Genomic DNA, 21671 nt, shown 5'->3' with positions numbered 1-21671 from the left:
TCGCGGTTTGCGCCAATTGGTAATACCAATTTACAATTCAGGGCAGTCAGATTATGAAAGCCGTGGCCTGCTGTCAAACCCGGGGGACTAGACTTTGGTATACGCTGATCTATCGGCGGGTTGCAGATGCGGCCAGGGATGGCCACAATTCCACAATTGGTAAGACCAAAAGGAACGCAGATGGAAGTGGGGCAGATACGTCAGCGCAGGCTGGCAGACAACATCGTTGAGCAGCTGGAAACCATGATTCTAGAGGGCACGCTGCAGCCGGGCGAGCGCCTGCCAGCCGAGCGTGTGCTGGCCGAGCAGTTTGGCGTATCGCGCCCGTCGCTGCGCGAAGCGGTGCAAAAACTGGCCGCGCGCGGATTGTTGGTCAGTCGTCAGGGCGGCGGCAATTACGTCAGCGAGAATCTGGGCTCCAGCTTCAGTGATCCACTGCTGGGGCTACTGGAAGGGCGTCCGGAGGCGCAGCGCGATCTGCTGGAGTTTCGCCACACGCTGGAGGCCGATTGCGCCTACTACGCCGCCCTGCGCGCTACCGACCTGGATCGCCAGCACCTGCAGAGCGCCTACGAGTCGCTGCAGGCCTGCTACGCCCCCGAGAGCAAAGCCAGCCGCGCCGAGGAAGGCGCCGCCGATGCGCGCTTTCACCTGGCCATTGCCGAGGCCAGCCACAACATGGTGCTGCTGCACACCATTCGCGGCCTGTTTGACCTGCTCAAGCGCAACGTGGTGACCAATATCGGCGGAATGTACGCGCTGCGCAGCGAAGCCCGGCTGATGCTGGTGGAGCAGCATCAACAGCTGTTCGACGCCATCATGCAGGGCCACGCCGATGATGCAAAACGCATCGCCAGCGAACACATCACCTACGTTCAGGGGGTTTTGGCGCAGAGTCACGAAGAAAGCCTGCGCCTGGCGCGCGCGCAGCGCCGCGACAAGCCGCAAAATCGCTAGAAGCCGACCGACAGGACTGCCGCGCCTACTCCGTCGGCTGCTCGCCCAGCCAATCGGCCAGCACCTCGGCGTTATGTTCGCCCAGTAACGGCGGCGCCTTGCGATATTCCACTGGCGTACGCGACAGGCGAATGGGGTTGGCCACCAGTTTCACCTCCCCGGCCAGCGTGTGCGGCAGGCTGATTTCCACCCCACGCGCCTTGATCTGCGCATCATCAAACACTTGCGCCAGATCATTGATCGGCCCGCAGGGCACACCGGCCTGCTCCAGCTCGGCGATCCATTGCGCAGTGGTACGAAACACCGTGGCCTGACGAATCAGCGGAATCAACAGCTCGCGGTTGGCGACCCGCTGGGCGTTGCTGGCAAAGCGCGCATCGCTGGCCCATTCAGGGTGGCCGGCCACCTCGCAGAAACGACGAAACTGACCGTCGTTGCCGACGGTGAGAATAAAGTCGCCATCGGCCGTCGGGAAGTCCTGGTAAGGCACAATGTTGGGATGGGCGTTGCCCAGGCGCTGTGGCGGCTTGCCGGTGGTCAGGTAGTTGAGCGCCTGGTTGCCCAGACAAGCCACCTGCACATCCAGCAGGGCCAGGTCGATATGCTGCCCCAGGCCGCTGCGCTCACGCTCATTCAGCGCCGCCAGAATGGCGTTGCTGGCATAAAGACCGGTGAGAATGTCGGTGAGCGCCACACCCGCCTTGACCGGGCCGGCACCTTCTTCATTCTCAGCCCGGCCGGTGATGCTCATCAGGCCACCCATGGCCTGAATCATGAAGTCGTAGCCGGCACGCTTGGCGTAAGGGCCATCCTGCCCGAAGCCGGTTACCGAGCAGTAGATCAACCTTGGGTTGAGTTGCCGCAGGCTGGCGTAATCCAGCCCGTAGGCGGCCAACCCGCCGACCTTGAAGTTCTCGATCAGCACATCTGCCCTGGCCACCAGCTCGCGCACCTGTTGCTGGCCTTCGGGCAGGGTGAAGTCGATAGTGACCGAGCGCTTGTTGCGGTTGGCCGAGAGGAAATAGGCCGCCTCGGAGGTGTCCCGCCCCTCGGCATCGCGCAGGTAAGGCGGCCCCCAGGCGCGGGTATCATCCCCTACTCCCGGCCGCTCCACCTTGACCACATCCGCCCCCAGATCCGCCAGCATCTGCCCGGCCCAGGGGCCGGCGAGCACGCGGGACAGGTCAAGGACGCGCAAACCAGACAGGGCGCTCATGGGGTTAGCTCCAAGCGGCAAGCTTCAAGCAGCAAGCTGGCCGTGCAGGTTTAAGGAAGTTAGACGAGAGCTACTCTCGAAGCGGCTTAAGGCTGAGCAAGCGGCAGCCAATACCAGGGCGACAAACCAGAACCCGCGAGGCCCGGCTTGCCGCTTGTGGCTTGCAACTTGAAGCTGCTTGCCGGCGTTAGAAAAACGCCTGCAAGCCCGTCTGCGCGCGGCCGAGAATCAGCGCGTGCACGTCGTGGGTACCTTCGTAGGTGTTGACCACTTCCAGGTTGACCACGTGACGGATCACGCCGTATTCGTCGGAGATGCCGTTGCCGCCGAGCATGTCGCGGGCTACGCGGGCAATATCCAGCGATTTGCCGCAGGAATTGCGCTTCATGATGGAGGTGATTTCCACCGCAGCGGTACCTTCATCCTTCATGCGTCCCAGACGCAGGCAGCCTTGCAGCGCCAGGGTGATTTCGGTCTGCATGTCGGCCAACTTCTTCTGCACCAGCTGAGTCTGGGCCAGCGGGCGACCGAACTGCATGCGGTCCATGGTGTACTGCCGCGCGGTGTGCCAGCAGAATTCGGCGGCGCCGAGCGCACCCCAGGAGATGCCGTAACGGGCCGAGTTCAGGCAGGTGAAGGGGCCTTTGAGGCCAGTCACGTGCGGCAGCATGTTTTCTTCCGGAACGAATACATCTTCCATCACGATTTCACCGGTGATGGAGGTACGCAGGCCAACCTTGCCCTTGATCGCCGGGGCGCTCAGGCCTTTCCAGCCTTTCTCCAGAATAAAGCCGCGAATCACGTCGTCATCGGTCTTGGCCCAGACTACAAACACATCGGCGATGGGGCTGTTGGTGATCCACATCTTGGCACCCTTGAGCAGATAACCGCCCTCGGTGGTGCGCGCGCGGGTGACCATGGAACCCGGATCGGAGCCGTGGTTGGGTTCGGTCAGACCAAAGCAGCCGATGTGCTCACCAGATGCCAGCTTGGGCAGGTATTTCTGCTTCTGCTCTTCGCTGCCGAATTCGTTGATCGGCACCATCACCAGCGATGACTGCACGCTCATCATCGAGCGGTAGCCGGAATCCACCCGCTCCACTTCGCGGGCAATCAGGCCGTAGCAGACGTAGTTCAAGCCGCTGCCGCCGTACTGCTCGGGAATGGTTGCGCCCAGCAGGCCCAGCTCACCCATCTCACGGAAGATCTCGACATCGGTCTGCTCGTTGCGGAAGGAGTTGAGCACACGCGGCATCAGCTTGTTCTGGCAGTACTGGCGCGCACTGTCGCGCACCATGCGTTCTTCTTCGGTCAGTTGCTGGTCCAGCAACAACGGATCTTCCCAGTTGAAACTTGCTTTGGATGCGGCCATGAGCACTCCGATATTCAAGGTGTAGGAACAATGCCCCCTGCGGGGCCCTTTAATGGCGATAACTGTACGCACAGGGGAATAGGCTAACAAGCGTCTTTTGCGCAGACATCTGTGCTAAATTGGAACTCCAAAACCCAGCTGCAGGCTACAAGCAGCAAACCACAAGCTAGCCTGCGGCGCCCACACATGCTTGCAGCTTTAAACTTATAGCTTATAGCTGCTCCGAAGGAGCCTTCGTGCGCCGCAAAATTCCCCCTACCCAGGCCCTGATCTGTTTCGAATCCTCGGCCCGGCATGAAAGCTTTACCAAAGCCGCCGAGGAGCTGTCACTGACGCAAAGCGCGGTTTGTCGGCAGATTGCCAATCTCGAGGAGTTTCTCGATATTCAGCTGTTTCGCCGCACCCGGCGTGGCGTCAAGCTGACGGATGCCGGGCAGACCTATAGTCGGCGTATTGCCAGCCGGCTGGATGCAGTGGAGCGCGATACATTATCGGTCATGGGTAATCAGGGCACCGCGACCCTGGAGCTGGCACTGGTGCCGACCTTTGGCACCCAGTGGCTGCTGCCGCGTCTGGGCGAGTTCTTGCGCCAGCACCCGCAGATCACCGTCAACCTGACCAACCGCACGCGGCCCTTCCTGTTTGCCGATACCGAGTTTGACGCCGCCATCTATTTTGGCGACGGCGACTGGTCGGGTACCCAGACCGACTTTCTGATGAAGGAGTCGCCCATCCCCGTGTGCAGCCCCGCGCTGATCGCGCCGCAACTACAACTCAGCCCCGAGCAGATCGCCAACCTGCCGCTGCTGCAGCAAACCACCCGGCCCTACGCCTGGCGGCAATGGTTTGCGGCGGTGGATATGCGCGTTGAGCACGACCTCAACGGCACCCGGCTGGAATTGTTCTCGATGCTCGCGCAGGCCGCCATGCATGGCTTGGGGGTGGCGCTGATCCCGCCCTTCCTGATCCGTCAGGAGCTGGCCGACGGCCGCCTGATCAGCCCTTGCGCGCGCAGCTTTGACAGTAACAACAGCTACTTTCTGGTGATTCCCGAACGCAAAGCGGAGTCGGCCGCCCTGCTCGCATTCAGGGACTGGCTGGTAACTGAAGCCGAGCGCTATCGCCTGAACCCTGAGGGCGCCAGCCACTGAGCCATTCCCTTTCCCTCCCGCTGGTGCTGCCTCCGCAAGTCGTGAATTGTGAGCAAAAAAAGGGCCTCCGAAGAGGCCCCGAGCACAACTTGAAATCACTTCACCAGCCTTACTGGCGCACACCCTCGACACTGATGATCAGCTCGACATCCTGCGACGCCGGCCCCAGATCCATGGAGATGTCGAAGTCCTTCAGCGTCAGCGTGGTGGTTCCGGAGAAACCGGCACGATAGCCGCCCCAGGGATCTTCGCCCTCACCAATGAACTTGGCGTCCAGCACCACGGGCTTGGTCACGCCGTTGAGGGTCAGGTTGCCGGTAATATTGGCCGTGTCGTCACCGGTCATTTCCACCTTGGTCGACTCGAAGGTCGCAGTAGGATGCTCCGCCACGTTGAGGAAGTCGTCGCTGCGCAGGTGCTTGTCACGCTCGGCGTGATTGGAATCGACACTGGTGGTATCGATGCTCACCTTCACCGCACTGGCTTCGGGCTTGTCGGCATCCCAGCTGAAGTTGCCGCTGAAATCGTTGAAGCGACCGTAGATCCAACTGTAACCCAGGTGGCTGATCTTGAAATTGATTGAGGCGTGCTGTCCCTCCTGATCGATTACATAATCCGCCGCGTAAACTGAGCCCGAAAGAGCCATCAAACCGCTCAGTGCCAACCCTGCAACTGTCTTTTTCATGCTAACTCTCCTTGGTGTTTTTCAGCCGCATGCCCAGCATGCGGCGCAGTGTGTCGTCACGATCCAGCAGGTGGTGCTTGATTGCGCCCAGCGCATGCAAGGCCACCAGCCCAAGCACGCCCATGGCTACCCAGTAATGCACGGCGCCAGCACGATCTGCCTGTTGCGGCAGCCCGGTTACCAACGCCGGCACCTCGAACCAGCCAAACAGGCTGATGCCCTGCCCCTTGGCGGTGGATATCAGGTAACCGCTAATCACGATAATAGCCAGCAACAGATACAACAGCAGGTGCACCAGCGCCGACAGAGCAATTTCCCATGGCTTGTGGCCGGGGATTGCCTCTGGTTTGCGATTGATCAGCCGCCACCCCAGGCGCACCAGCAGCAATGCCGCCAGCAGCAGACCAATACTCTTGTGCCAAAACGGCGCGCTGGTGTAGTAGGGGCTGTAATAGGTTAGATCAGTCATCCACAAACCCAAGGCAATCAGTCCGAACACAGCCAGCGCCATCAGCCAATGCAGGCAGACGCTGAGGGTTCCGTAACGCTGGGCGGTATTACGCAGGGGCATGAGTGGCTCCGAATACTGTGGGCACATAATCCCATCGAAGTTAACTGACTATAAGCGCAATATTTGGTTCTAATACATCAGGTTTCCATATGTTTCAGTTACAAAAAAGCCTCCCTATGCGGCGCATGAGAGGCTTGCAAACCCGCCTTTATCTACCGAACCGGGCTCAGAAGAACAAACGCTTGAGCTCGTGCCCCGGATCACTGGCGCGCATGAAGGCTTCACCCACCAGAAACCCGTAGATTTCGTGAGCGAGCATCAGCTCCACATCGGTACGATGCAAGATGCCGCTTTCGGTGACCAGGGTCTTGCCGCGTGGAATCTGCGGCAATAGCTCCAGCGTGGTATCCAGGGTTAACTCAAAGGTATGCAGATTGCGGTTGTTGATGCCGATCAGCGGTGTATCCAGCTTCAGCCCCCGCTCCAGCTCGGCCGCGTCGTGCACTTCTATCAGCACGTCGAGCCCGTTCTGCTTGGCCGTGCTAGCCAACTCGTTCAGTTGCGCATCGTCCAGGCAGGCGGCGATCAGCAGAATACAGTCGGCGCCCAGCGCACGAGCTTCCACCACTTGATAGGGATCAACCATGAAATCCTTGCGAATGACCGGCAGCGAGCAGGCGTTGCGGGCCAGCTGCAGGTAATCGTCGTGGCCCTGGAAGAAATCGACATCGGTCAGCACCGAGAGGCAGGCAGCGCCGCCCTGCTCGTAGCTTTGCGCAATGGCTGCCGGATCAAAGTTCTCGCGCAGCACGCCCTTGCTTGGCGAGGCCTTCTTGATCTCGGCGATCACCGCTGGCTTGCGGGCAGCCGCTCGGCTCTGTATTGCCGCAGCAAAGCCGCGTGTAGCCGAGGCCGCGGCAGCCAGTGCCTCAAGCTCCTGCAGGGAAACCCGCGCGCTGCGTTCGGCCACTTCCTCGTGCTTGCGCGCGACGATGTTCTGCAAAATGGTTGGCACCGTCATTGCGCAGCCTCCTCTCTGAACACCTCGGTAAAGGCGATCAGCTCGTTTAGTTTTTCCCGGGCGAGCCCGGAGTAGAGCGCATCGGAGGCCAGCTTGACGCCCTCCTGCAGCGAGGTGGCGTGATCTGCCGCGTAGAGCGCGGCGCCGGCATTGAGAATGATGATATCGGCCGCCTTCTCGCCCGCTTCGGTGGTACGTTTGCCCAGGGCGTCGCGAATCAGCGCCAGCGAGGCTTGCGGGTCCTCGACGGTGAGGCCAATCAGGCTGCGACTCTTGATACCCAGCTCTTCCGGACTGACATCGTACTCGCGCACTTCGCCATCCTTGAGTTCGGCAATATGGCTGGTGGAGGCCAGGCTCAGCTCATCCAGCCCGTCCTTCGAATGCACCACCAGGACGTGCTCGCTACCCAGACGCTTGAGCACTTCTGCAATCGGCCGGCACAGGGTTTCGGTAAATACGCCAATCACCTGATGCTTGACGCCGGCCGGGTTGGTCATCGGCCCCAACATATTGAAAATGGTGCGCAGTCCGAGTTCCCGCCGTGGGCCTATGGCGTGCTTCATCGCGCCGTGGTGCGCCGGGGCAAACATGAAGCCCACCCCCACCGTCTCGACACAGCGGGCGACCTGTTCAGGCGTCAGATCCAGATTCACGCCGGCCGCTTCCAGCAGATCGGCACTGCCACTCTTGCCCGATACCGCGCGGTTGCCGTGCTTGGCCACCTTGCCGCCAGCAGCAGCCACAACCAGGGCAGCTGCGGTGGATACGTTGAAGATGTTGGCGCCGTCGCCGCCAGTGCCGCAGGTGTCGACCAGACGTTCGGCATTGATGTTGACGCCCGCAGCCAGCTCGCGCATGACCATGGCCGCGCCGGTGATTTCATCCAGGGTTTCGCTTTTCATGCGCAGGGCGACCAGAAAACCGCCAACCTGCGCATCGGTGCACTGGCCGGTCATGATCTGGCGCATCACGTCCTGCATTTCTTCGGTACTCAGATCGAGCTGATCTACCGCCTTGGTGAGGGCTGTCTTGATGTCCATAGACTCTCCTTTGCTCCGCATCAGCCGCGCAGGCCACCTTGCTGCCTGAGAAAATTATCCAGTAGTTCGTGACCCTGATCCGACAGAATCGACTCGGGGTGGAACTGTACGCCCTCAATCATGAACTCGCGGTGACGCACGCCCATGATCTCATCTACATTGCCCTGCTCGTCCTGAGTCCAGGCGGTGAGCTCCAGGCAATCGGGCAGCGTCTCACGGCTGATCACCAGCGAATGGTAGCGGGTGACCGTCAGGGGGTTGTTCAGCCCGGCAAATACGCCCAGACCTTCATGGTAGACCGGGCTGGTCTTGCCGTGCATGACTTGACGTGCACGCACCACATCACCGCCAAAAGCCTGGCCGATGCTCTGGTGCCCCAGGCAGATGCCCAGAATCGGCAGCTTGCCGGCAAAGTGCTTGAGCACTGCGACAGAAACGCCCGCCTCGTTGGGCGTGCAGGGGCCGGGTGAGACCACAATGCGCTCCGGGGCCAGTGCTGCAATCTCGGCAACCGTCAGCTCATCATTGCGGATCACCTTGACCTCGGCACCGAGCTCGCCCAGGTACTGCACCACGTTGTAGGTAAAGGAGTCGTAATTATCGATCATTAACAGCATGCTTCTGCTCCTTTACCGGGCGGCCTGTTCGGCCAGGGCGATAGCGCGAAACATCGCGCGGCGCTTGTTGATGGTTTCTTCCCACTCCAGCGCGGGGACCGAGTCGGCGACAATGCCGGCGCCAGCCTGCACATGCAGCTCGCCGTCCTTGATCACCGCAGTGCGGATGGCAATCGCGGTATCCATGTTGCCGTTCCACGCCCAGTACCCGACGGCTCCACCGTAAACGCCACGCTTGACCGGCTCCAGCTCGTCGATGATTTCAATGGCGCGAATCTTGGGCGCACCGGACAGAGTGCCGGCCGGCAGTATGGCGCGCAGTGCATCCATGGCATTGAGCTCCGGCTGCAGATGCCCCTGTACGTTGGACACTATGTGCATCACGTTGGAGTAGCGCTCGATCACCATTTTCTCGGTCAATCGCACCTTGCCGATCTCGGCAACGCGGCCCACATCATTGCGGCCCAGGTCGATCAGCATCAGATGCTCGGCAATTTCCTTGGCATCCGAGAGCAGGTCCTGCTCCAGGGCCAGATCTTCTTCCTCGGTGGCACCACGCGGACGGGTGCCGGCAATCGGTCGCACCGTGACTTCACCCTCTTCCACCCGCACCAGCACTTCGGGCGAGCTGCCAACCACATGGAAGTCGCCAAAGTTGAAAAAGTACATATAAGGCGTGGGATTCTGGCTACGCAGCGCGCGGTACAGATCAATCGGCTCGGCCTTGAATTGAACGCTCATGCGCTGCGAGGGCACCACCTGCATGCAGTCGCCGGCCAGAATGTATTCCTTGACGGTCTCGACCGCGCGTTCGAAATGCTCGCGGGTAAAGCTGGCGCGGTAGTCCAGGTCGATATCCACCGGCGCGTTCAGGTCCAGCAACTTGCGCGGCTGCATGGGCTGGCGCAGTTGCTCCAGCAGCTCGTCCAGGCGGGTGTTGGCCTGGGCGTAGGCGTCGCTCTGCGCCGGGTCGGCCAGCACAATGGCGTGCAGCTTGCCGGCCAGGTTGTCGAAGACCACCACCTCATCGGACACCATCAACAGAATGTCCGGCGTGCCCAGCACATCGGGGTTAACGCTCTTGGCCAGCCGCGGCTCGACATAGCGCACGCAGTCGTAACCGAAATAACCTACCAAACCGCCGTTGAAGCGTGGCAGGCCGGGAATGGAAGGTACCCGGTAGCGCGCCTTGAACTCTTCGACAAAGGCTAGCGGGTCGGCGCACTCGTGGCGCTCCTGCTCTACGCCGGCGGTGAGCACCGTAGCAGTGTGGCCATCCACACGCAGTACGGTACGCGCCGGCAGACCGATGATGGAATAGCGCCCCCATTTCTCGCCGCCCTGCACCGATTCGAGCAGGTAGGAGAAGGCGCCATCGGCCAGCTTCAGATAGGTAGAAAGGGGTGTTTCCAGGTCGGCCAGCACCTCGCGCACTACGGGTACGCGGTTACAGTCCTGAGCGGCCAGGCGAAGAAATTCGTCTTGGGTCATGATCAGCCTCATGGGCAAAAATTGTTGTCACACACAAACCAGGGGTGCCCGCGTATCACGCAGGCGAGCGCACATCAGACACGCCAACGCCAGCGGGCGAGCGCCTTGATAACTCTCATCAGTTTGCGGTTGCTGACAAACACGGCTGATCCATCTTGCAGAAGGGATAACGCAGCAAGACTATATGAGCGCATCGAGTGAATCAACCAGCAAGTCCGGGTTTTCCACGGCGATGGGCTGGCCGTGGTTGTAGCCGTAGGTGACTGCCACCACAGGCACGCCGGCGGCTTTGGCCGCTCTGACGTCATTGCACGAATCGCCGACAAAGAGCGCCTGAGCCGCCGTTACGCCGGCCTGCTGCAACACCCAGTGCAGGGCCGCTGGGTCGGGTTTCTGTACCGCCAGGGTGTCGCCGCCCACCAGCCAGTCGAAGCTGCCGGCCAGCCCTTTCTCGGCCAGCAGCCCGGGCAGAAAGCGCTCGGGCTTGTTGGTCACCAGCGCCAGCTTGACGCCCTCGGTCCGCAAGGCGCTTAGCAACTCGGCAGCCCCCGGATAAAGCTCGGTGCGCTCGTGGGCGCCGGAATAGCAGCGCAGAAAGTCCGCCAACGCCTGCTCGGCCTCGGCATCACCTACGCCCTCGTGCTGCAGATCGCCAGCCAAAGCGCGACGCACCAGTACCGCTGCGCCGTTGCCGACCCAATTGCGCACCCGCTCGATGCCGGCCGGCGCCCTGCCCCTGGCCGCCAGCATCTGATCTACCGCGGCCGCCAGATCCGGCACCGAGTCCATCAGGGTGCCATCCAGATCGAACATCACCAGCTGCGGCAGCTCGCCGGCAAACAGCGCGCGCAAAGCCTGCATGATCAGCGCGCGGCCTGCGCCAGTTCGCTGCGCATGCGCTCGATCACCGCCTTGTAATCAGGCGCATTGAAGATGGCCGAACCGGCCACGAAGGTATCGGCACCGGCTTCGGCAATACCGCGAATATTGTCAGCGGTCACGCCCCCGTCGATCTCCAGGCGAATATCACGACCACTGGCATCAATCAGCGCGCGCGCCTCGCGCAGCTTGTCGAGCGTGCCGGGAATGAACTTCTGCCCGCCAAAGCCAGGGTTCACGCTCATCAGTAACACCATGTCGACCTTGTCCATCACGTACTTGAGCGCATCCAGCGGGGTAGCCGGGTTGAACACCAGCCCAGCCTTGGCGCCACCCTGCTTGATCAGTTGCAGCGAGCGATCAATGTGCTCGGAGGCTTCCGGATGAAAGGTAATGTAGGAAGCGCCAGCGTCAATGAAGTCGCCGATGATGCGATCTACCGGCTTGACCATCAGATGCACATCGATGGGCGCGGTGACGCCGTGTTTACGCAGTGCCGAGCACACCATGGGGCCGATGGTCAGATTGGGCACGTAGTGATTGTCCATCACATCGAAGTGCACTATGTCCGCGCCGGCGGCCAGCACGTTGTCGACTTCTTCGCCCAAACGCGCGAAGTCAGCGGACAGAATGGAAGGGGCGATGGCGTAATCAGGCATGACGGACCTCAGCAACAGAGCAATGGAAATGCCGGCCAGTTTACCCCAAGCACGCCGCGCCTGCGCTGTTATACTCAGGCCGAAGTCGCCATAGGAGCCTGCCAGATGCGCGCCATGCTGTTGTCACTCGTTCTGTTGCTGCCGCTGTGCGCGTCGCCCGCCCACGCCCAGACGCAGGACGAGCAAGGGCCATCCAGCGATGCAACCGGGGCGCCCGCTGAAGCGACCACGCGCGGCGACCCACCTTCGCGCCGCGCGCTCTATGAACAGGTACTCGAGCGCGAACTGCCAACCCAGCAGCAGCGGCAACTGGACTTTGGCGGCGAGTCGCAACTCGGCTTGTTTCTGCCCGCCGCCAGACCCAAGGCCTTGGGTGGCATCTTGCTGATTGCCGGGCCGGGCGAGCATGCCGATTGGCCACAACTGATAGCACCAGCGCGGCGCCAGCTCAGCGATGCGGGCTGGAATACGCTCTCGATCAGCCTGCCGGATGCACCGGCACCGACCGAGACGCGGCTATTGGTTAGCGCTCCGGATAGCGACCAGGCCAAGGTAGATGAACAGCAACCTGCCGAGACTGGTTTGCAGTCCCCCGATAACCAGCCGGATCAACCGCCCACCGAAGCCGACGCCGCAGCCAGCGCAACCGCCTACGCCCAGCGCTGCACCCAGCTGATTCAGGCTGCGTGGCAAGTGCTTACCGCCGAGGGCGACAAGTACGTGGCCGTGATCGCTCGCAACGAGGCGGGTTATTGGGCATTGCGCGCGGCCAGCCCGCCAGCCAACGGTCAGCCGCCGCACAGCATGGTGATTTTTGCCCCCAGGGATCCCGGTCTGACGGCGCAGCCCGCGCTCGGCCAGATGCTGGAGGGCTGGGACAAGCCGCTGCTGGAAATGGTCAATACCGGCAACCCGCAGGGCGCAAGCCAGGCCAAAGAGCACCAGCGCATTGCCCAGCGCAAGGGCTACCCGGCTTACCAGCAATGGGATATCGACTACCTGAAGGACTCGGTGCTGGCTGATGCGGTTCTGCAGAAGCGGCTACAGGGTTGGGTTGAGCGCGCCCTGCTGCAGCAACCTGTCCCGGCTATCGACTTACCGGAATCCACGGTAGCGCCTTAGCGTCTCGTAGGCTTCCTGAATGCGCCGGATCTGCTCGCCTGCGCCCGACAGCATCGGCTCGCCCTCGCCCCGGGCAATCAGCTTGTCGGGATGGTGCTTGCTGAGCTGCCGGCGGTAGGCTCGCTTGATCTGCTCGGGGCTGGCATCCAGTTCCACCTTGAGCAGCGCCGCAGCCTGGTGCAGGCGATCCTGGCTGGCGACCGGCGAGCGTCCTCCGGCACTGCTCCCTGAGTTACTACCCGCTGAGCGCTGTTGTCGCTGATGCTTCTGGTGCATGCGCTGCTGCTCGGCGCTGCCCACTCCGGCCTTGCTTGACCAGGCGTCAAGCAGTGCACGCGCCTCCGCGCTCAACTGGCCAGGTAACACCGCCATGCGCCAGCAGCTATCGAGCAACTCGGCGGCGCGCCCAGGCTCGCGACGGCAGAACTTGCGCACCAGACGGGTCAGCTCGGGCCCGGCGTTCTTGCCGGCATTGAAGTCACGCATGGCGGCCAGCCGCGCCGGCTCATCGAGGCGGTATTGCTGCATCAGATCGCGAGCCAGTTGCAGGTGCGCCTGGGTCACCCGACCATTGGCGCGCGCCAGGCGCCCCATGCAGCGGAACAGTACCTGCTCGAAACGGCTGCCCTGGCTGCGCAACTCGGCCAGCTTGCGCGGCAGATCAGCCCAGCGACGCAGACGCCAATGGCGATCCAGGGCGTGTCCCAGCACAGCGCCCAGCATGGCGCCAGGCAGCCCACCGGCAAAGCCCCCTACCGCCGCCCCCAACACTGTCACTGGCCAAAGCATGTGCTTAACCTGCCGCCAGTCGGTCGGCGTCGGCCAGACGCTGCGGGGTGCCCACATCGATCCAGTCGCCGGAGAAATATTCGCCACTGACCAGCCCCTGCTTTGCCGCGTCACGCAACAACGGCGCCAGCTTGAAAGCAGCAAGCGGCTGCTCGGCCAGCAAGGCCGGATGCAATACGGCAATGCCGCTGTAGGTCAAACCCTGCTCGCCCCCCTGGGGGTTGCTTATCAAACCGTCGCGCAGGATGAAATCGCCCGCGCTGTTGTGTTCGGGATTGTCGATCAGTACCAGATGCGCCAATGTGCCGGGCGGCAATGCCAAACCGGAAAAATCGTAGCGCGTCCAGATATCGCCATTGACCAGAATGAAGGGTTGCTCACCCAGCAAGGGCAGCGCCTGACGAATACCGCCGCCGGTTTCCAGCGCTTCGCCCTCGGCAGACCATTGAATCTGCACGCCCAGCGCTTGACCGTCGGCAAAGCGTTGCTGCAGCTGTTCTCCCAGCCAGGCGTGATTGATCACCAACTGATTGATACCGGCCTGTGCCAGCGCCTCGATATGCCACTGGATCAGCGGCTTGCCGGCGACCGGCAGCAGGGGTTTGGGCGTGTGCAGCGTCAGCGGGCGCATGCGCTCGCCCTTGCCGGCAGCGAGAATCATGGCTTTCATGCGGGTAACCCGAGGCTATCCAGCAACTGCGCCAGCGGCTGCAGACGCGCATCCTCGGCGCACGCCTGGCGCAGGTAGGCGATAAAGCGCGGCGCATCTTCCAGGTAATGCGGCTTGCCATCGCGATGACAGATACGGGCAAAAATGCCCAGCACTTTCAGATGCCGCTGCACGCCCATCAGCCGCGCGTGATCCAGAAACTCGTCCAGACTAGATGGCACCGGCACGCCGGCGGTCGCAGCCTGCTGCCAGTAACGCGTGAGCCAGGCCTTGCGCTCGCTCGCGGTCCAGCTGAAGAAGGCGTCGGCGAACAGCGAGGTGGCGTCGTAACTGACCGGACCATAGAGCGCATCCTGAAAGTCCAGCACGCCCGGCTCACCTTCGGCGGTCATCAGATTGCGCGGCATGTAATCGCGGTGCACATAGACCTGGGCTTCACCCAGATTGCTGTCGAGCAGCAGGGATTGCAGCTGTTGCCATTGCTGGCTCTGCTCGGCGCTGAATTCCCGGCCAAGTTCACGCGCGACGTACCAGTCAGGGAACAGTGCCAGCTCACGCCTCAGCACCGTTTCATCATAAGGCGGCAGCACATCCGGCCGGCTGGCCAGCTGCCAGCGCACGAGCACGGCGATGGCAGCCTCGAACATGCGCTCCAGCTCCTCCGGCGCCACGCCGGCCTGGATGCTCTGCAGATAGGTGCGACTGCCCAGATCCTCGAGCAGCAAAAAGCCCTGTTGCAGATCGCTGGCCAGAATGCGCGGCACCCGCACGTCCGCGTCCTGCAGCAAGCAGGCAATACGCACGAAAGGGGCGCTGTCTTCATGCTCGGGTGGCGCATCCATCACAATCAGGCTGCGCTCTGCGGACTGCCACCGGAAATAGCGGCGAAAACTGGCGTCTGCGCTGGCCGGTGCCAATTCACCTTCTGCGACCGCCCCCCAACCCTGTTGGGCAAAGGCCTGAGCCAGGGCGTCGGGCAGCCAACTTTGCATTTGTGCACGTCTTGTATCCATTTAGGCTCTTCTTCTCGTCACTATTTCTGATCGCTATAACCAGATCATAACCACATCATGCCCGCCAGGCCGCACCCTGGCCCCGGCTCGGCCGAGGCCCATTCTCTATCGAGTGGCACCGTCCACCAAGCGTTCCGCCCAATGGGGGACTTTTTCCGCGCTTTCCTAGCTCTGGCAGCGCCCTATGCTTTATTATCCGGTATCTTGCTGGTTAGACACAGCATGCAGATCGCAATCTCCTCGCACAAGGCGTCGCGAGCACGCACCGACTGGAAGCCCGGATAACTACATAATGGCCTACCGTACTCCTCCTTTTCGCTCTTCGTTCCCCATGCTGCTGGCCAGCTCGTTGCTGCTTGCTCAACCCATCAGCGCCGTTGCTGCCAATCAGGTGCAGTGCCGTGCCAGTGGCGCCAGCTGGAGCTGTGAACCCCTGCCGGCACGCGGCGAAGTACCGCCACGGCCGCCGCAGGCCGCCCCGGTGCAGACCGCGCCCGCTCCGGAGCCTACCGGCATGGCGGCACCAGCAGTGGCAACCACCGCGGCTGCCGCTGGAGTTGCCGGTACGCGCAGCAATGATTTCAGCCATCTGGACTGGGTCCCGCGCGAGCAACTGAGTGCTGAGCAGCAGGCCGCCATCGCGCCCTACTGCGGCGGCACCTACGTGGAGCCCGAGCGCAGTGGTCGCGATGACGAAACGCCCTTCGCCGAGCTGCCGATCTACGCCTCCGCCGACTCCAGTCGCTTCGAACAGGGTAGCCAGACCGGCGTTCTGGAAGGCGATGTGCTGCTGCGCCAGGGGCGTTTGCAGGCCAGATCAGACCAGGCCAGCTTCGACCAGCCCAACAGCACCGCCCGCCTGCAAGGCAACGTACAGCTGCGCGATCAGGGCGTTCTGGTATTGGGCGATGAGGCCAGCATGCGTATCGACAACGGCGAAACCCGTATCGACAATGTCGAGTACGTAGTGCATGCCGCCCACGCCCGTGGTACCGCAGACAAACTGATGCGCCGCGATGACGCCGTGATCGTGATGACCGATGGCAGCTATACCACTTGCGAGCCGGGCCAGAACACCTGGTCGCTGCACAGCAAGGACATCGAGCTGGACCGCGAAAAGGGCTGGGGCGAAGCCAAGCACGTGACCCTGAAGGTCAAGGACGTGCCGGTGTTCTACTCCCCTTACCTGTACTTCCCGCTGGATGACCGCCGCCAGACCGGCCTGCTGGTCCCCTCGATCAGCCATTCGACCGACAATGGCACAGAGATCGAGACGCCTTACTACATCAACATTGCGCCGGAGTACGACGCCACTCTCTATCCGCGCTATCTGTCCGAGCGCGGCATGCAGATGGAAGGCGAGTTCCGCTACCTCAAGCCTGACAATGAAGGCAGCCTGTCGGCAGCCTTCCTGAACGACACCCAGTACGACGACAATCGCTGGCTCTACGGCTGGCAGCATCAGGGCGGCATGAGCAGCCGCTGGACCACCGAGGTCGACTATACCGACATCAGCGATCCCTTCTATTTTCAGGACCTGAACTCCGCCCTTGATGTGCGCAGCGATACTTACGTCAATCAGCGCGCCGGCGTTACCTACCGCGGCGACAGCTGGCGCCTCCAGGCTGCCGTGCATGGCTACGAGCTGGCCACCATCACCGCGCTGACGCCTTATGAGCGGCTGCCGCAATTGCGCCTCGACGGCGCCGACTGGCTGGGTGACAGCGGTCTGCGCTTTGGTTACAAAGCCGAATACACCTACTTTGATCGCGATCTGGACGATGGCTTCATCACCGGTGAAGACGGTATCCAGCTCGATAATCTGGGCAATCCGATTCTTACGCCGGACGAGAATCTGGTGGGTCTGCAGCGGGCTACCGGCCATCGCGTCATGGTCAGCCCCAGCCTCAGCTATCCCTGGCGCAACAACTGGGCCTTTGTTACCCCCAGCGTGCGCACCCAGAGCACTTATTACGACCTGAGCTTCGATGAAAAGCAGTCGCCAGACTACGACCCGATACTCAACCCGGATGTCTACTTCGACTACGACCAAGCCAATAAAAACCCATCCAGCACCATTCCAGTGGCCAGTCTCGACAGCGGCCTGTACTTCGACCGACAGACCAGCTGGTTCGGCAACAACCTGCGCCAGACCCTGGAGCCGCGTGCTTTCTACCTGTACGCGCCCTATGAGAATCAGGACGATCAACCGCTGTTCGACACCAACCAAAACACCTTCAGCTACAACTCGCTGTTCCGTGATGACCGTTTCAGCGGCAACGACCGCGTCGGCGATGCCAACCAACTATCCCTGGGCGTGACCAGCCGCGCCCTCGAAAGTGATGGCACCGAGCGCGCCCGCGGCAGCTTCGGCCAGGTGTTCTATTTCCGCGATCGCGAAGTGCAATTGCTGGAAGCCGACGGCAGCGCTTCGGAAGCAGAAACTTCATCCTCTTCGGCCTACGCGGCCGAGCTGATGTATCAGGTCAGCGATGCCTGGCGCCTGAACGCCGATGCGCTCTGGGATCCGGACAACAATGACAGCAACGCCGGCAGCTTCATGGCCAATTACCAGCCCGAGCCGCGCAAGATCCTCAACATGGGCTACCGCTATCGCAACAACGTGAATACCTTCAATGCCTTGACCGGCACCTTTGATCGCGATGTGGATCAGCGTATCGACCAGTCCGACCTGTCGTTCATGTGGCCGCTCAATCCCCAGTGGAGCCTGATCGGTCGCTGGCAGCACGACTTCGCCGAAGATCGAACCCTCGAGGCGTTTGGTGGTCTGGAGTACGACAGCTGCTGCTGGAAACTGCGCGTGGTCAACCGCTACTGGGTCGACTACAACGAGTTTGAATCGGTCGCACAGGATGAAACCAACCGCGGTATCTTCCTGCAAATCGTCCTCAAGGGCCTTGGCAACGTGACCGGCAATGACGTCGAAAGTCTTCTCGACGATGGAATCCCAGGCTATAGAGAGCGTGAAAATAATGCATTGTAAGTTCATACCGGCCATTTTCAGCCTCTGCGCTGCCATGCTGTTTGGTAGCGCGGCGCAGGCCGATGTCGTACCTCTGGACCGAGTGGCCGCCATTGTCGACAACGACGTGGTCATGGTCAGCCAGGTAAACGAGCGCATGCAGGCGGTACGCCAGCAGTTGCGCCAGAACGGCACCGAACTGCCGCCCGAAGACCAGTTGCAATCGCAGGTACTGGACCGTCTGGTGCTCGAAAGCATTCAGCTGCAGATGGGTGAGCGCGCCGGCATTCGCATCGACGATGCCGCGCTGAATCAGGCCATGCAGCAGATTGCCGCCCGCAACAATGTAACCCTGGAGCAGTTCCGTGCCGCCCTTGAGCGCGACGGCATCAGCTACAACCAGGCGCGCGAGCAGATCCGCCGCGAAATGATCATCAACCGGGTACGTCAGCGTCGCGTGCGCGACACCATCCAGGTCACCGATCAGGAAGTACGCAACTTTCTCAACTCCGAAGTGGGCAAGTATCAGACCTCTGCTGATTTCCGTCTGGCGATGATAGTGCTGCCGCTGGCTGAAAGTGCCAGCCAGGCTGACGTGGAGAAGGTCGCCAAGGCTGCGGGTGATATCTATCAACAGCTGAGCAGCGGCGCCGATTTCAACGCGCTGGCCGCCAGCCGCTCTGCCGGTGACACGGCCCTGGAAGGCGGCGAACTGGGTTGGCGCAAGGCCGCTCAACTGCCAGGCCCCTTTGCCAATGCGGTAGGCCAGCTTGAAGTAGGTGAGGTCACTCAGCCGATGCGCTCTCCGGCCGGTTTCCACATTCTCAAGCTGCTCGAGAAGCGCGGTGGCGACGGCATGCTGGTGCGGGAATACGAGGTACGTCACATTCTGATCAAGCCCAGCGAAATCCGCTCCGAAGGCGAAGCTGCTCAACTCAGTCAACGCTTGTATGAGCGCATCAAGGCAGGCGAACCCTTTGCCGAGCTGGCCAAGGCCTACTCGGAAGATCCCGGCAGCGCACTCAACGGCGGCAGCCTCAACTGGGTTACCGCCGATAGCCTGGCACCTGAATTTGCCGAAGTCATGACCAGCATCCCGGAAAACCAGGTGTCAGTGCCCTTCCAGAGTCAGTACGGCTGGCACATTCTTGAGGTTACCGGCGAACGCGAAGTCGACATGACCGACGAGATGCGCGAGCAACAGGCCATCAATCTGATCCAGAGCCGCAAGTATGAAGAAGAGCTGCAGACCTGGCTGCTGAAGATCCGCGACGAAGCCTACGTCGAGACCAAAATCTAGTGAGTCTGCCCTGCCTTGCGATAACCGCCGGCGAGCCGGCGGGTATCGGTCCTGACCTCTGCATTCAGATTGCCCAGCAACCCAGCGCCCTGCAACGCGTGGTCATCGCCGATCCGGAGTTGCTGCGTAGCCGTGCCGCCCTGCTCGGGCTACCGCTGGAAATCGACATTTACGATCCCGCAGCCTTGGCCACCCCGCAGGCCGCAGGGCAACTGAGCGTACTGCCGGTGGCGCTGGCAGCCCCCTGTCAGCCCGGCAAGCTGGACCGTCGCAATGCCGAGTATGTACTCAACACCTTGACGCTGGCCGGGGAAGGCTGTGTTGCCGGGCGCTTTGCCGCCGTGGTAACCGCCCCGGTGCACAAGGGCATCATCAACGAGGCTGGGGTGCCCTTTTCCGGCCACACCGAGTTCTTCGCCGAACTGACTCACACCGAGCAGGTGGTGATGATGCTTGCCTGCCCCGGCCTGCGGGTTGCCCTGGCAACCACCCACCTGCCACTGCGCGCGGTCGCGGACAGCATCAGCGGGCCGCTGTTGAAGCGAGTCATCGGCATTCTGCACGCCGACCTGGTCAGCAAGTTCGGCATAGTCGCGCCACGTATACTGGTGTGCGGCCTGAACCCGCACGCCGGTGAAGATGGCCACCTGGGCCGTGAAGAGCTCGACATTATCATTCCGGCACTGGACGAGCTCCGTGCCCAGGGCATCGACCTGACAGGTCCGCTGCCGGCCGACACCCTGTTCACCGCCAAGCACCTGGACCAGGCTGACGCGGTACTTGCCATGTACCATGATCAGGGCCTGCCGGTACTCAAACACAAGGGCTTTGGCCAGGCAGTGAATATCACCCTGGGCATGCCGATCATTCGCACCTCGGTGGATCACGGCACCGCGCTCGACCTGGCCGGCACCGGCCTGGCAGATGCCGGTAGCCTGCTGGTCGCGCTGGATACCGCCGCGCAGATGATCGCCGCCCGGAGAGACTCATGAATCAGTTTCCGCAACACAAGGCGCGCAAGCGCTTCGGCCAGAACTTTCTGCACGACGCCGGCGTCATCGATCGCATCATCCGTGCCGTCGCCCCCCGCGAGGGGGAGCATCTGGTCGAAATCGGTCCCGGCCAGGGCGCCATCACCTCCGGCTTGCTGGCCAGCGGCGCTCAGTTGGATGTGGTCGAGCTGGACCATGACCTGCACCCTATCCTGATGGGGCAGTTCGGCTTCAACGAGCGTTTTCGCCTGCACAAGGGCGATGCCCTCAAGTTCGATTTCAGCCAACTGGCCGAAGACGACCGCAAGCTGCGCGTGGTCGGCAACCTGCCCTACAACATCTCCACACCGCTGATGTTTCATCTGCTGGCACAGTCGCACTGCATTGGCGATATGCATTTCATGCTGCAGAAAGAGGTAGTGCAGCGCCTGGCTGCCACCGCCGGCATGAATCACTACGGCCGCCTGGGCATCATGGTGCAGTACCACTGCGCCGTTGAGCATTTGTTCGACGTTGGCTCCGGCGCCTTCAAGCCGGCGCCCAAGGTCGACTCGGCGATTGTGCGCCTGACCCCGCACAGCAGATTGCCGCACCCGGCCGACGACGTAAAAGTGCTTGAGAACATCGTGCGCGAGGCCTTCAACCAGCGTCGCAAGACCCTGCGCAACACACTCAAGCCATTACTCAGCGCCGAGCAGATCGAAGCCGAGGGGCTGGACCCGAGCATTCGCCCCGAACAGGTGGATTTGGCCGGCTTTGTGCGCCTGGCGAACCACCTGGCCCGCCTGGAGGCAAACGCATCATGAGCAACGCCGCAACCTATGCCATCGAAGTCACTGTGCAAACCCGCTACCTGCGCGAGCAGTCCGACCCCGCCGCTCAGCGCTTCGCCTTTGCCTACACCATTACCATTGCCAATCAGGGCGTGCTGCCGGCGCAACTGCTCAGCCGCCACTGGCTGATCACCGACGGCAACAGCAAGGTGCAGGAAGTGCAGGGCCCTGGCGTGGTAGGCGAGCAGCCCACCATCGCCCCCGGTGCCAGCCACACCTACACCAGCGGTTGCCTGCTGGACACTCCAGTCGGCACCATGGAAGGCAGCTATGAGATGCGCGCCAGCGACGGCCACGAGTTTGTGGCAGACATTGCTCGCTTTCGCCTGGCCAAACCCAACGCACTGAATTGAGCACGCGGATTCCG

The 21671-nt window shown here is 61.9% G+C and carries 21 protein-coding genes; 8 read left to right on the top strand and 13 right to left on the bottom strand.

The window, feature by feature from the left end; all coding sequences use genetic code 11:
- Window positions 1-180 precede the first annotated feature (180 nt).
- Window positions 181-957: a GntR family transcriptional regulator gene (locus tag V7756_RS00975; RefSeq protein ID WP_335608295.1), complete on the top strand. Its 777-nt coding sequence runs from the start codon at window positions 181-183 to the stop codon at window positions 955-957.
- Window positions 958-982: 25 nt separating this feature from the next.
- Here V7756_RS00975 and V7756_RS00970 read toward each other — a convergent pair whose 3' ends face one another.
- Window positions 983-2173 carry a CaiB/BaiF CoA transferase family protein gene (locus V7756_RS00970; RefSeq protein WP_335608294.1) on the bottom strand — a complete coding sequence of 397 codons (1191 nt, stop codon included), beginning with the start codon at window positions 2171-2173 and terminating at the stop codon, window positions 983-985.
- Window positions 2174-2360: 187 nt separating this feature from the next.
- Window positions 2361-3545 carry an acyl-CoA dehydrogenase gene (locus V7756_RS00965; RefSeq protein WP_335608293.1) on the bottom strand — a complete coding sequence of 395 codons (1185 nt, stop codon included), beginning with the start codon at window positions 3543-3545 and terminating at the stop codon, window positions 2361-2363.
- Window positions 3546-3781: 236 nt separating this feature from the next.
- On the opposite strand from V7756_RS00965, the gene V7756_RS00960 reads away from it, so the two are divergent.
- Window positions 3782-4696, top strand: a complete 915-nt coding sequence (locus tag V7756_RS00960; protein WP_335608292.1) for a LysR family transcriptional regulator — start codon at window positions 3782-3784, stop codon at window positions 4694-4696.
- Window positions 4697-4805: 109 nt separating this feature from the next.
- Here the strand turns inward: V7756_RS00960 and V7756_RS00955 are convergent, their stop codons facing one another.
- The 8 genes from V7756_RS00955 to rpe form a co-directional block, all read right to left on the bottom strand.
- A complete protein-coding gene (locus V7756_RS00955; RefSeq protein WP_335608291.1) occupies window positions 4806-5381 on the bottom strand; it encodes a YceI family protein in 576 nt (191 codons plus the stop codon).
- A 1-nt stretch (window position 5382) separates the two neighbouring features.
- Window positions 5383-5952, bottom strand: a complete 570-nt coding sequence (locus V7756_RS00950; protein ID WP_335608290.1) for a cytochrome b — start codon at window positions 5950-5952, stop codon at window positions 5383-5385.
- 166 nt (window positions 5953-6118) lie between these two features.
- On the bottom strand, window positions 6119-6913 hold the full coding sequence (gene trpC, locus V7756_RS00945; protein ID WP_335608289.1) for an indole-3-glycerol phosphate synthase TrpC: 795 nt from the start codon (window positions 6911-6913) through the stop codon (window positions 6119-6121).
- Window positions 6910-7956: an anthranilate phosphoribosyltransferase gene (gene trpD, locus V7756_RS00940; protein ID WP_335608288.1), complete on the bottom strand. Its 1047-nt coding sequence runs from the start codon at window positions 7954-7956 to the stop codon at window positions 6910-6912. The genes trpC and trpD overlap by 4 nt, the downstream gene beginning before the upstream one ends.
- A 20-nt stretch (window positions 7957-7976) precedes the next feature.
- Entirely contained in the window at window positions 7977-8573 is a 597-nt protein-coding gene (locus tag V7756_RS00935) for an aminodeoxychorismate/anthranilate synthase component II (RefSeq protein WP_335608287.1), read from the bottom strand.
- Between the two features lie 12 nt (window positions 8574-8585).
- Window positions 8586-10064 carry an anthranilate synthase component I gene (gene trpE, locus V7756_RS00930; RefSeq protein WP_335608286.1) on the bottom strand — a complete coding sequence of 493 codons (1479 nt, stop codon included), beginning with the start codon at window positions 10062-10064 and terminating at the stop codon, window positions 8586-8588.
- A 180-nt stretch (window positions 10065-10244) separates the two neighbouring features.
- Entirely contained in the window at window positions 10245-10925 is a 681-nt protein-coding gene (locus tag V7756_RS00925; RefSeq protein WP_335608285.1) for a phosphoglycolate phosphatase, read from the bottom strand.
- A gap of 2 nt (window positions 10926-10927) precedes the next feature.
- Entirely contained in the window at window positions 10928-11602 is a 675-nt protein-coding gene (rpe, locus tag V7756_RS00920) for a ribulose-phosphate 3-epimerase (protein WP_335608284.1), read from the bottom strand.
- A gap of 105 nt (window positions 11603-11707) precedes the next feature.
- On the opposite strand from rpe, the gene V7756_RS00915 reads away from it, so the two are divergent.
- On the top strand, window positions 11708-12724 hold the full coding sequence (locus V7756_RS00915; RefSeq protein ID WP_335608283.1) for a DUF3530 family protein: 1017 nt from the start codon (window positions 11708-11710) through the stop codon (window positions 12722-12724).
- Here the strand turns inward: V7756_RS00915 and djlA are convergent.
- Genes djlA through V7756_RS00900 form a run of 3 tightly spaced genes read right to left on the bottom strand, consistent with a single transcriptional unit; the run spans window position 12698 to window position 15196 of the window.
- Window positions 12698-13513 (bottom strand): co-chaperone DjlA, encoded by an 816-nt coding sequence (gene djlA / locus V7756_RS00910; protein WP_335608282.1) that lies wholly within the window; start codon window positions 13511-13513, stop codon window positions 12698-12700. The two genes, V7756_RS00915 and djlA, sit on opposite strands and share 27 nt — an antisense overlap.
- A 4-nt stretch (window positions 13514-13517) precedes the next feature.
- The gene (gene murU / locus V7756_RS00905) at window positions 13518-14183 is read right to left on the bottom strand and encodes an N-acetylmuramate alpha-1-phosphate uridylyltransferase MurU (protein ID WP_335608281.1); all 666 of its coding nucleotides are present in this window, start codon (window positions 14181-14183) and stop codon (window positions 13518-13520) included.
- Window positions 14180-15196 (bottom strand): aminoglycoside phosphotransferase family protein, encoded by a 1017-nt coding sequence (locus V7756_RS00900; RefSeq protein WP_335608280.1) that lies wholly within the window; start codon window positions 15194-15196, stop codon window positions 14180-14182. The genes murU and V7756_RS00900 overlap by 4 nt, the downstream gene beginning before the upstream one ends.
- 292 nt (window positions 15197-15488) lie before the next feature.
- Here V7756_RS00900 and V7756_RS00895 point away from each other — a divergent pair, with 292 nt between their 5' ends.
- The 5 genes from V7756_RS00895 to apaG are packed head-to-tail and all read left to right on the top strand — an operon-like array spanning window position 15489 to window position 21657.
- Complete coding sequence (locus V7756_RS00895; RefSeq protein ID WP_335608279.1) at window positions 15489-18200, top strand: LPS-assembly protein LptD; 2712 nt, start codon at window positions 15489-15491, stop codon at window positions 18198-18200.
- On the top strand, window positions 18190-19479 hold the full coding sequence (locus V7756_RS00890) for a peptidylprolyl isomerase (RefSeq protein WP_335608278.1): 1290 nt from the start codon (window positions 18190-18192) through the stop codon (window positions 19477-19479). Before V7756_RS00895 ends, V7756_RS00890 begins: the two co-directional genes overlap by 11 nt.
- Entirely contained in the window at window positions 19479-20471 is a 993-nt protein-coding gene (gene pdxA / locus V7756_RS00885) for a 4-hydroxythreonine-4-phosphate dehydrogenase PdxA (RefSeq protein WP_335608277.1), read from the top strand. Before V7756_RS00890 ends, pdxA begins: the two co-directional genes overlap by 1 nt.
- Window positions 20468-21277 carry a 16S rRNA (adenine(1518)-N(6)/adenine(1519)-N(6))-dimethyltransferase RsmA gene (gene rsmA, locus V7756_RS00880; RefSeq protein WP_335608276.1) on the top strand — a complete coding sequence of 270 codons (810 nt, stop codon included), beginning with the start codon at window positions 20468-20470 and terminating at the stop codon, window positions 21275-21277. Before pdxA ends, rsmA begins: the two co-directional genes overlap by 4 nt.
- Entirely contained in the window at window positions 21274-21657 is a 384-nt protein-coding gene (gene apaG / locus V7756_RS00875; RefSeq protein WP_335608275.1) for a Co2+/Mg2+ efflux protein ApaG, read from the top strand. The genes rsmA and apaG overlap by 4 nt, the downstream gene beginning before the upstream one ends.
- Window positions 21658-21671 lie beyond the last annotated feature (14 nt).

The organism is Halopseudomonas sp., assembly GCF_036961105.1.
In the GTDB taxonomy this organism is placed as follows: Bacteria; Pseudomonadota; Gammaproteobacteria; order Pseudomonadales; family Pseudomonadaceae; genus Halopseudomonas.
This window is presented reverse-complemented; position numbering and strand designations above follow the sequence as displayed.

Bases quoted from the DNA above. Each gene is read 5' to 3' on its own strand.
- V7756_RS00895 (WP_335608279.1), top strand. From the start codon at position 15,489: ATGGCCTACCGTACTCCTCCTTTTCGCTCTTCGTTCCCCATGCTGCTG.
- trpE (WP_335608286.1), bottom strand. From the start codon at position 10,064: ATGACCCAAGACGAATTTCTTCGCCTGGCCGCTCAGGACTGTAACCGC.
- V7756_RS00950 (WP_335608290.1), bottom strand. From the start codon at position 5,952: ATGCCCCTGCGTAATACCGCCCAGCGTTACGGAACCCTCAGCGTCTGC.
- trpC (WP_335608289.1), bottom strand. From the start codon at position 6,913: ATGACGGTGCCAACCATTTTGCAGAACATCGTCGCGCGCAAGCACGAG.
- V7756_RS00890 (WP_335608278.1), top strand. From the start codon at position 18,190: ATGCATTGTAAGTTCATACCGGCCATTTTCAGCCTCTGCGCTGCCATG.
- apaG (WP_335608275.1), top strand. From the start codon at position 21,274: ATGAGCAACGCCGCAACCTATGCCATCGAAGTCACTGTGCAAACCCGC.
- trpD (WP_335608288.1), bottom strand. From the start codon at position 7,956: ATGGACATCAAGACAGCCCTCACCAAGGCGGTAGATCAGCTCGATCTG.
- V7756_RS00970 (WP_335608294.1), bottom strand. From the start codon at position 2,173: ATGAGCGCCCTGTCTGGTTTGCGCGTCCTTGACCTGTCCCGCGTGCTC.
- V7756_RS00925 (WP_335608285.1), bottom strand. From the start codon at position 10,925: ATGCAGGCTTTGCGCGCGCTGTTTGCCGGCGAGCTGCCGCAGCTGGTG.
- V7756_RS00965 (WP_335608293.1), bottom strand. From the start codon at position 3,545: ATGGCCGCATCCAAAGCAAGTTTCAACTGGGAAGATCCGTTGTTGCTG.
- V7756_RS00915 (WP_335608283.1), top strand. From the start codon at position 11,708: ATGCGCGCCATGCTGTTGTCACTCGTTCTGTTGCTGCCGCTGTGCGCG.
- V7756_RS00900 (WP_335608280.1), bottom strand. From the start codon at position 15,196: ATGGATACAAGACGTGCACAAATGCAAAGTTGGCTGCCCGACGCCCTG.
- djlA (WP_335608282.1), bottom strand. From the start codon at position 13,513: ATGCTTTGGCCAGTGACAGTGTTGGGGGCGGCGGTAGGGGGCTTTGCC.
- V7756_RS00935 (WP_335608287.1), bottom strand. From the start codon at position 8,573: ATGCTGTTAATGATCGATAATTACGACTCCTTTACCTACAACGTGGTG.
- V7756_RS00975 (WP_335608295.1), top strand. From the start codon at position 181: ATGGAAGTGGGGCAGATACGTCAGCGCAGGCTGGCAGACAACATCGTT.
- V7756_RS00955 (WP_335608291.1), bottom strand. From the start codon at position 5,381: ATGAAAAAGACAGTTGCAGGGTTGGCACTGAGCGGTTTGATGGCTCTT.
- rpe (WP_335608284.1), bottom strand. From the start codon at position 11,602: ATGCCTGATTACGCCATCGCCCCTTCCATTCTGTCCGCTGACTTCGCG.
- rsmA (WP_335608276.1), top strand. From the start codon at position 20,468: ATGAATCAGTTTCCGCAACACAAGGCGCGCAAGCGCTTCGGCCAGAAC.
- murU (WP_335608281.1), bottom strand. From the start codon at position 14,183: ATGAAAGCCATGATTCTCGCTGCCGGCAAGGGCGAGCGCATGCGCCCG.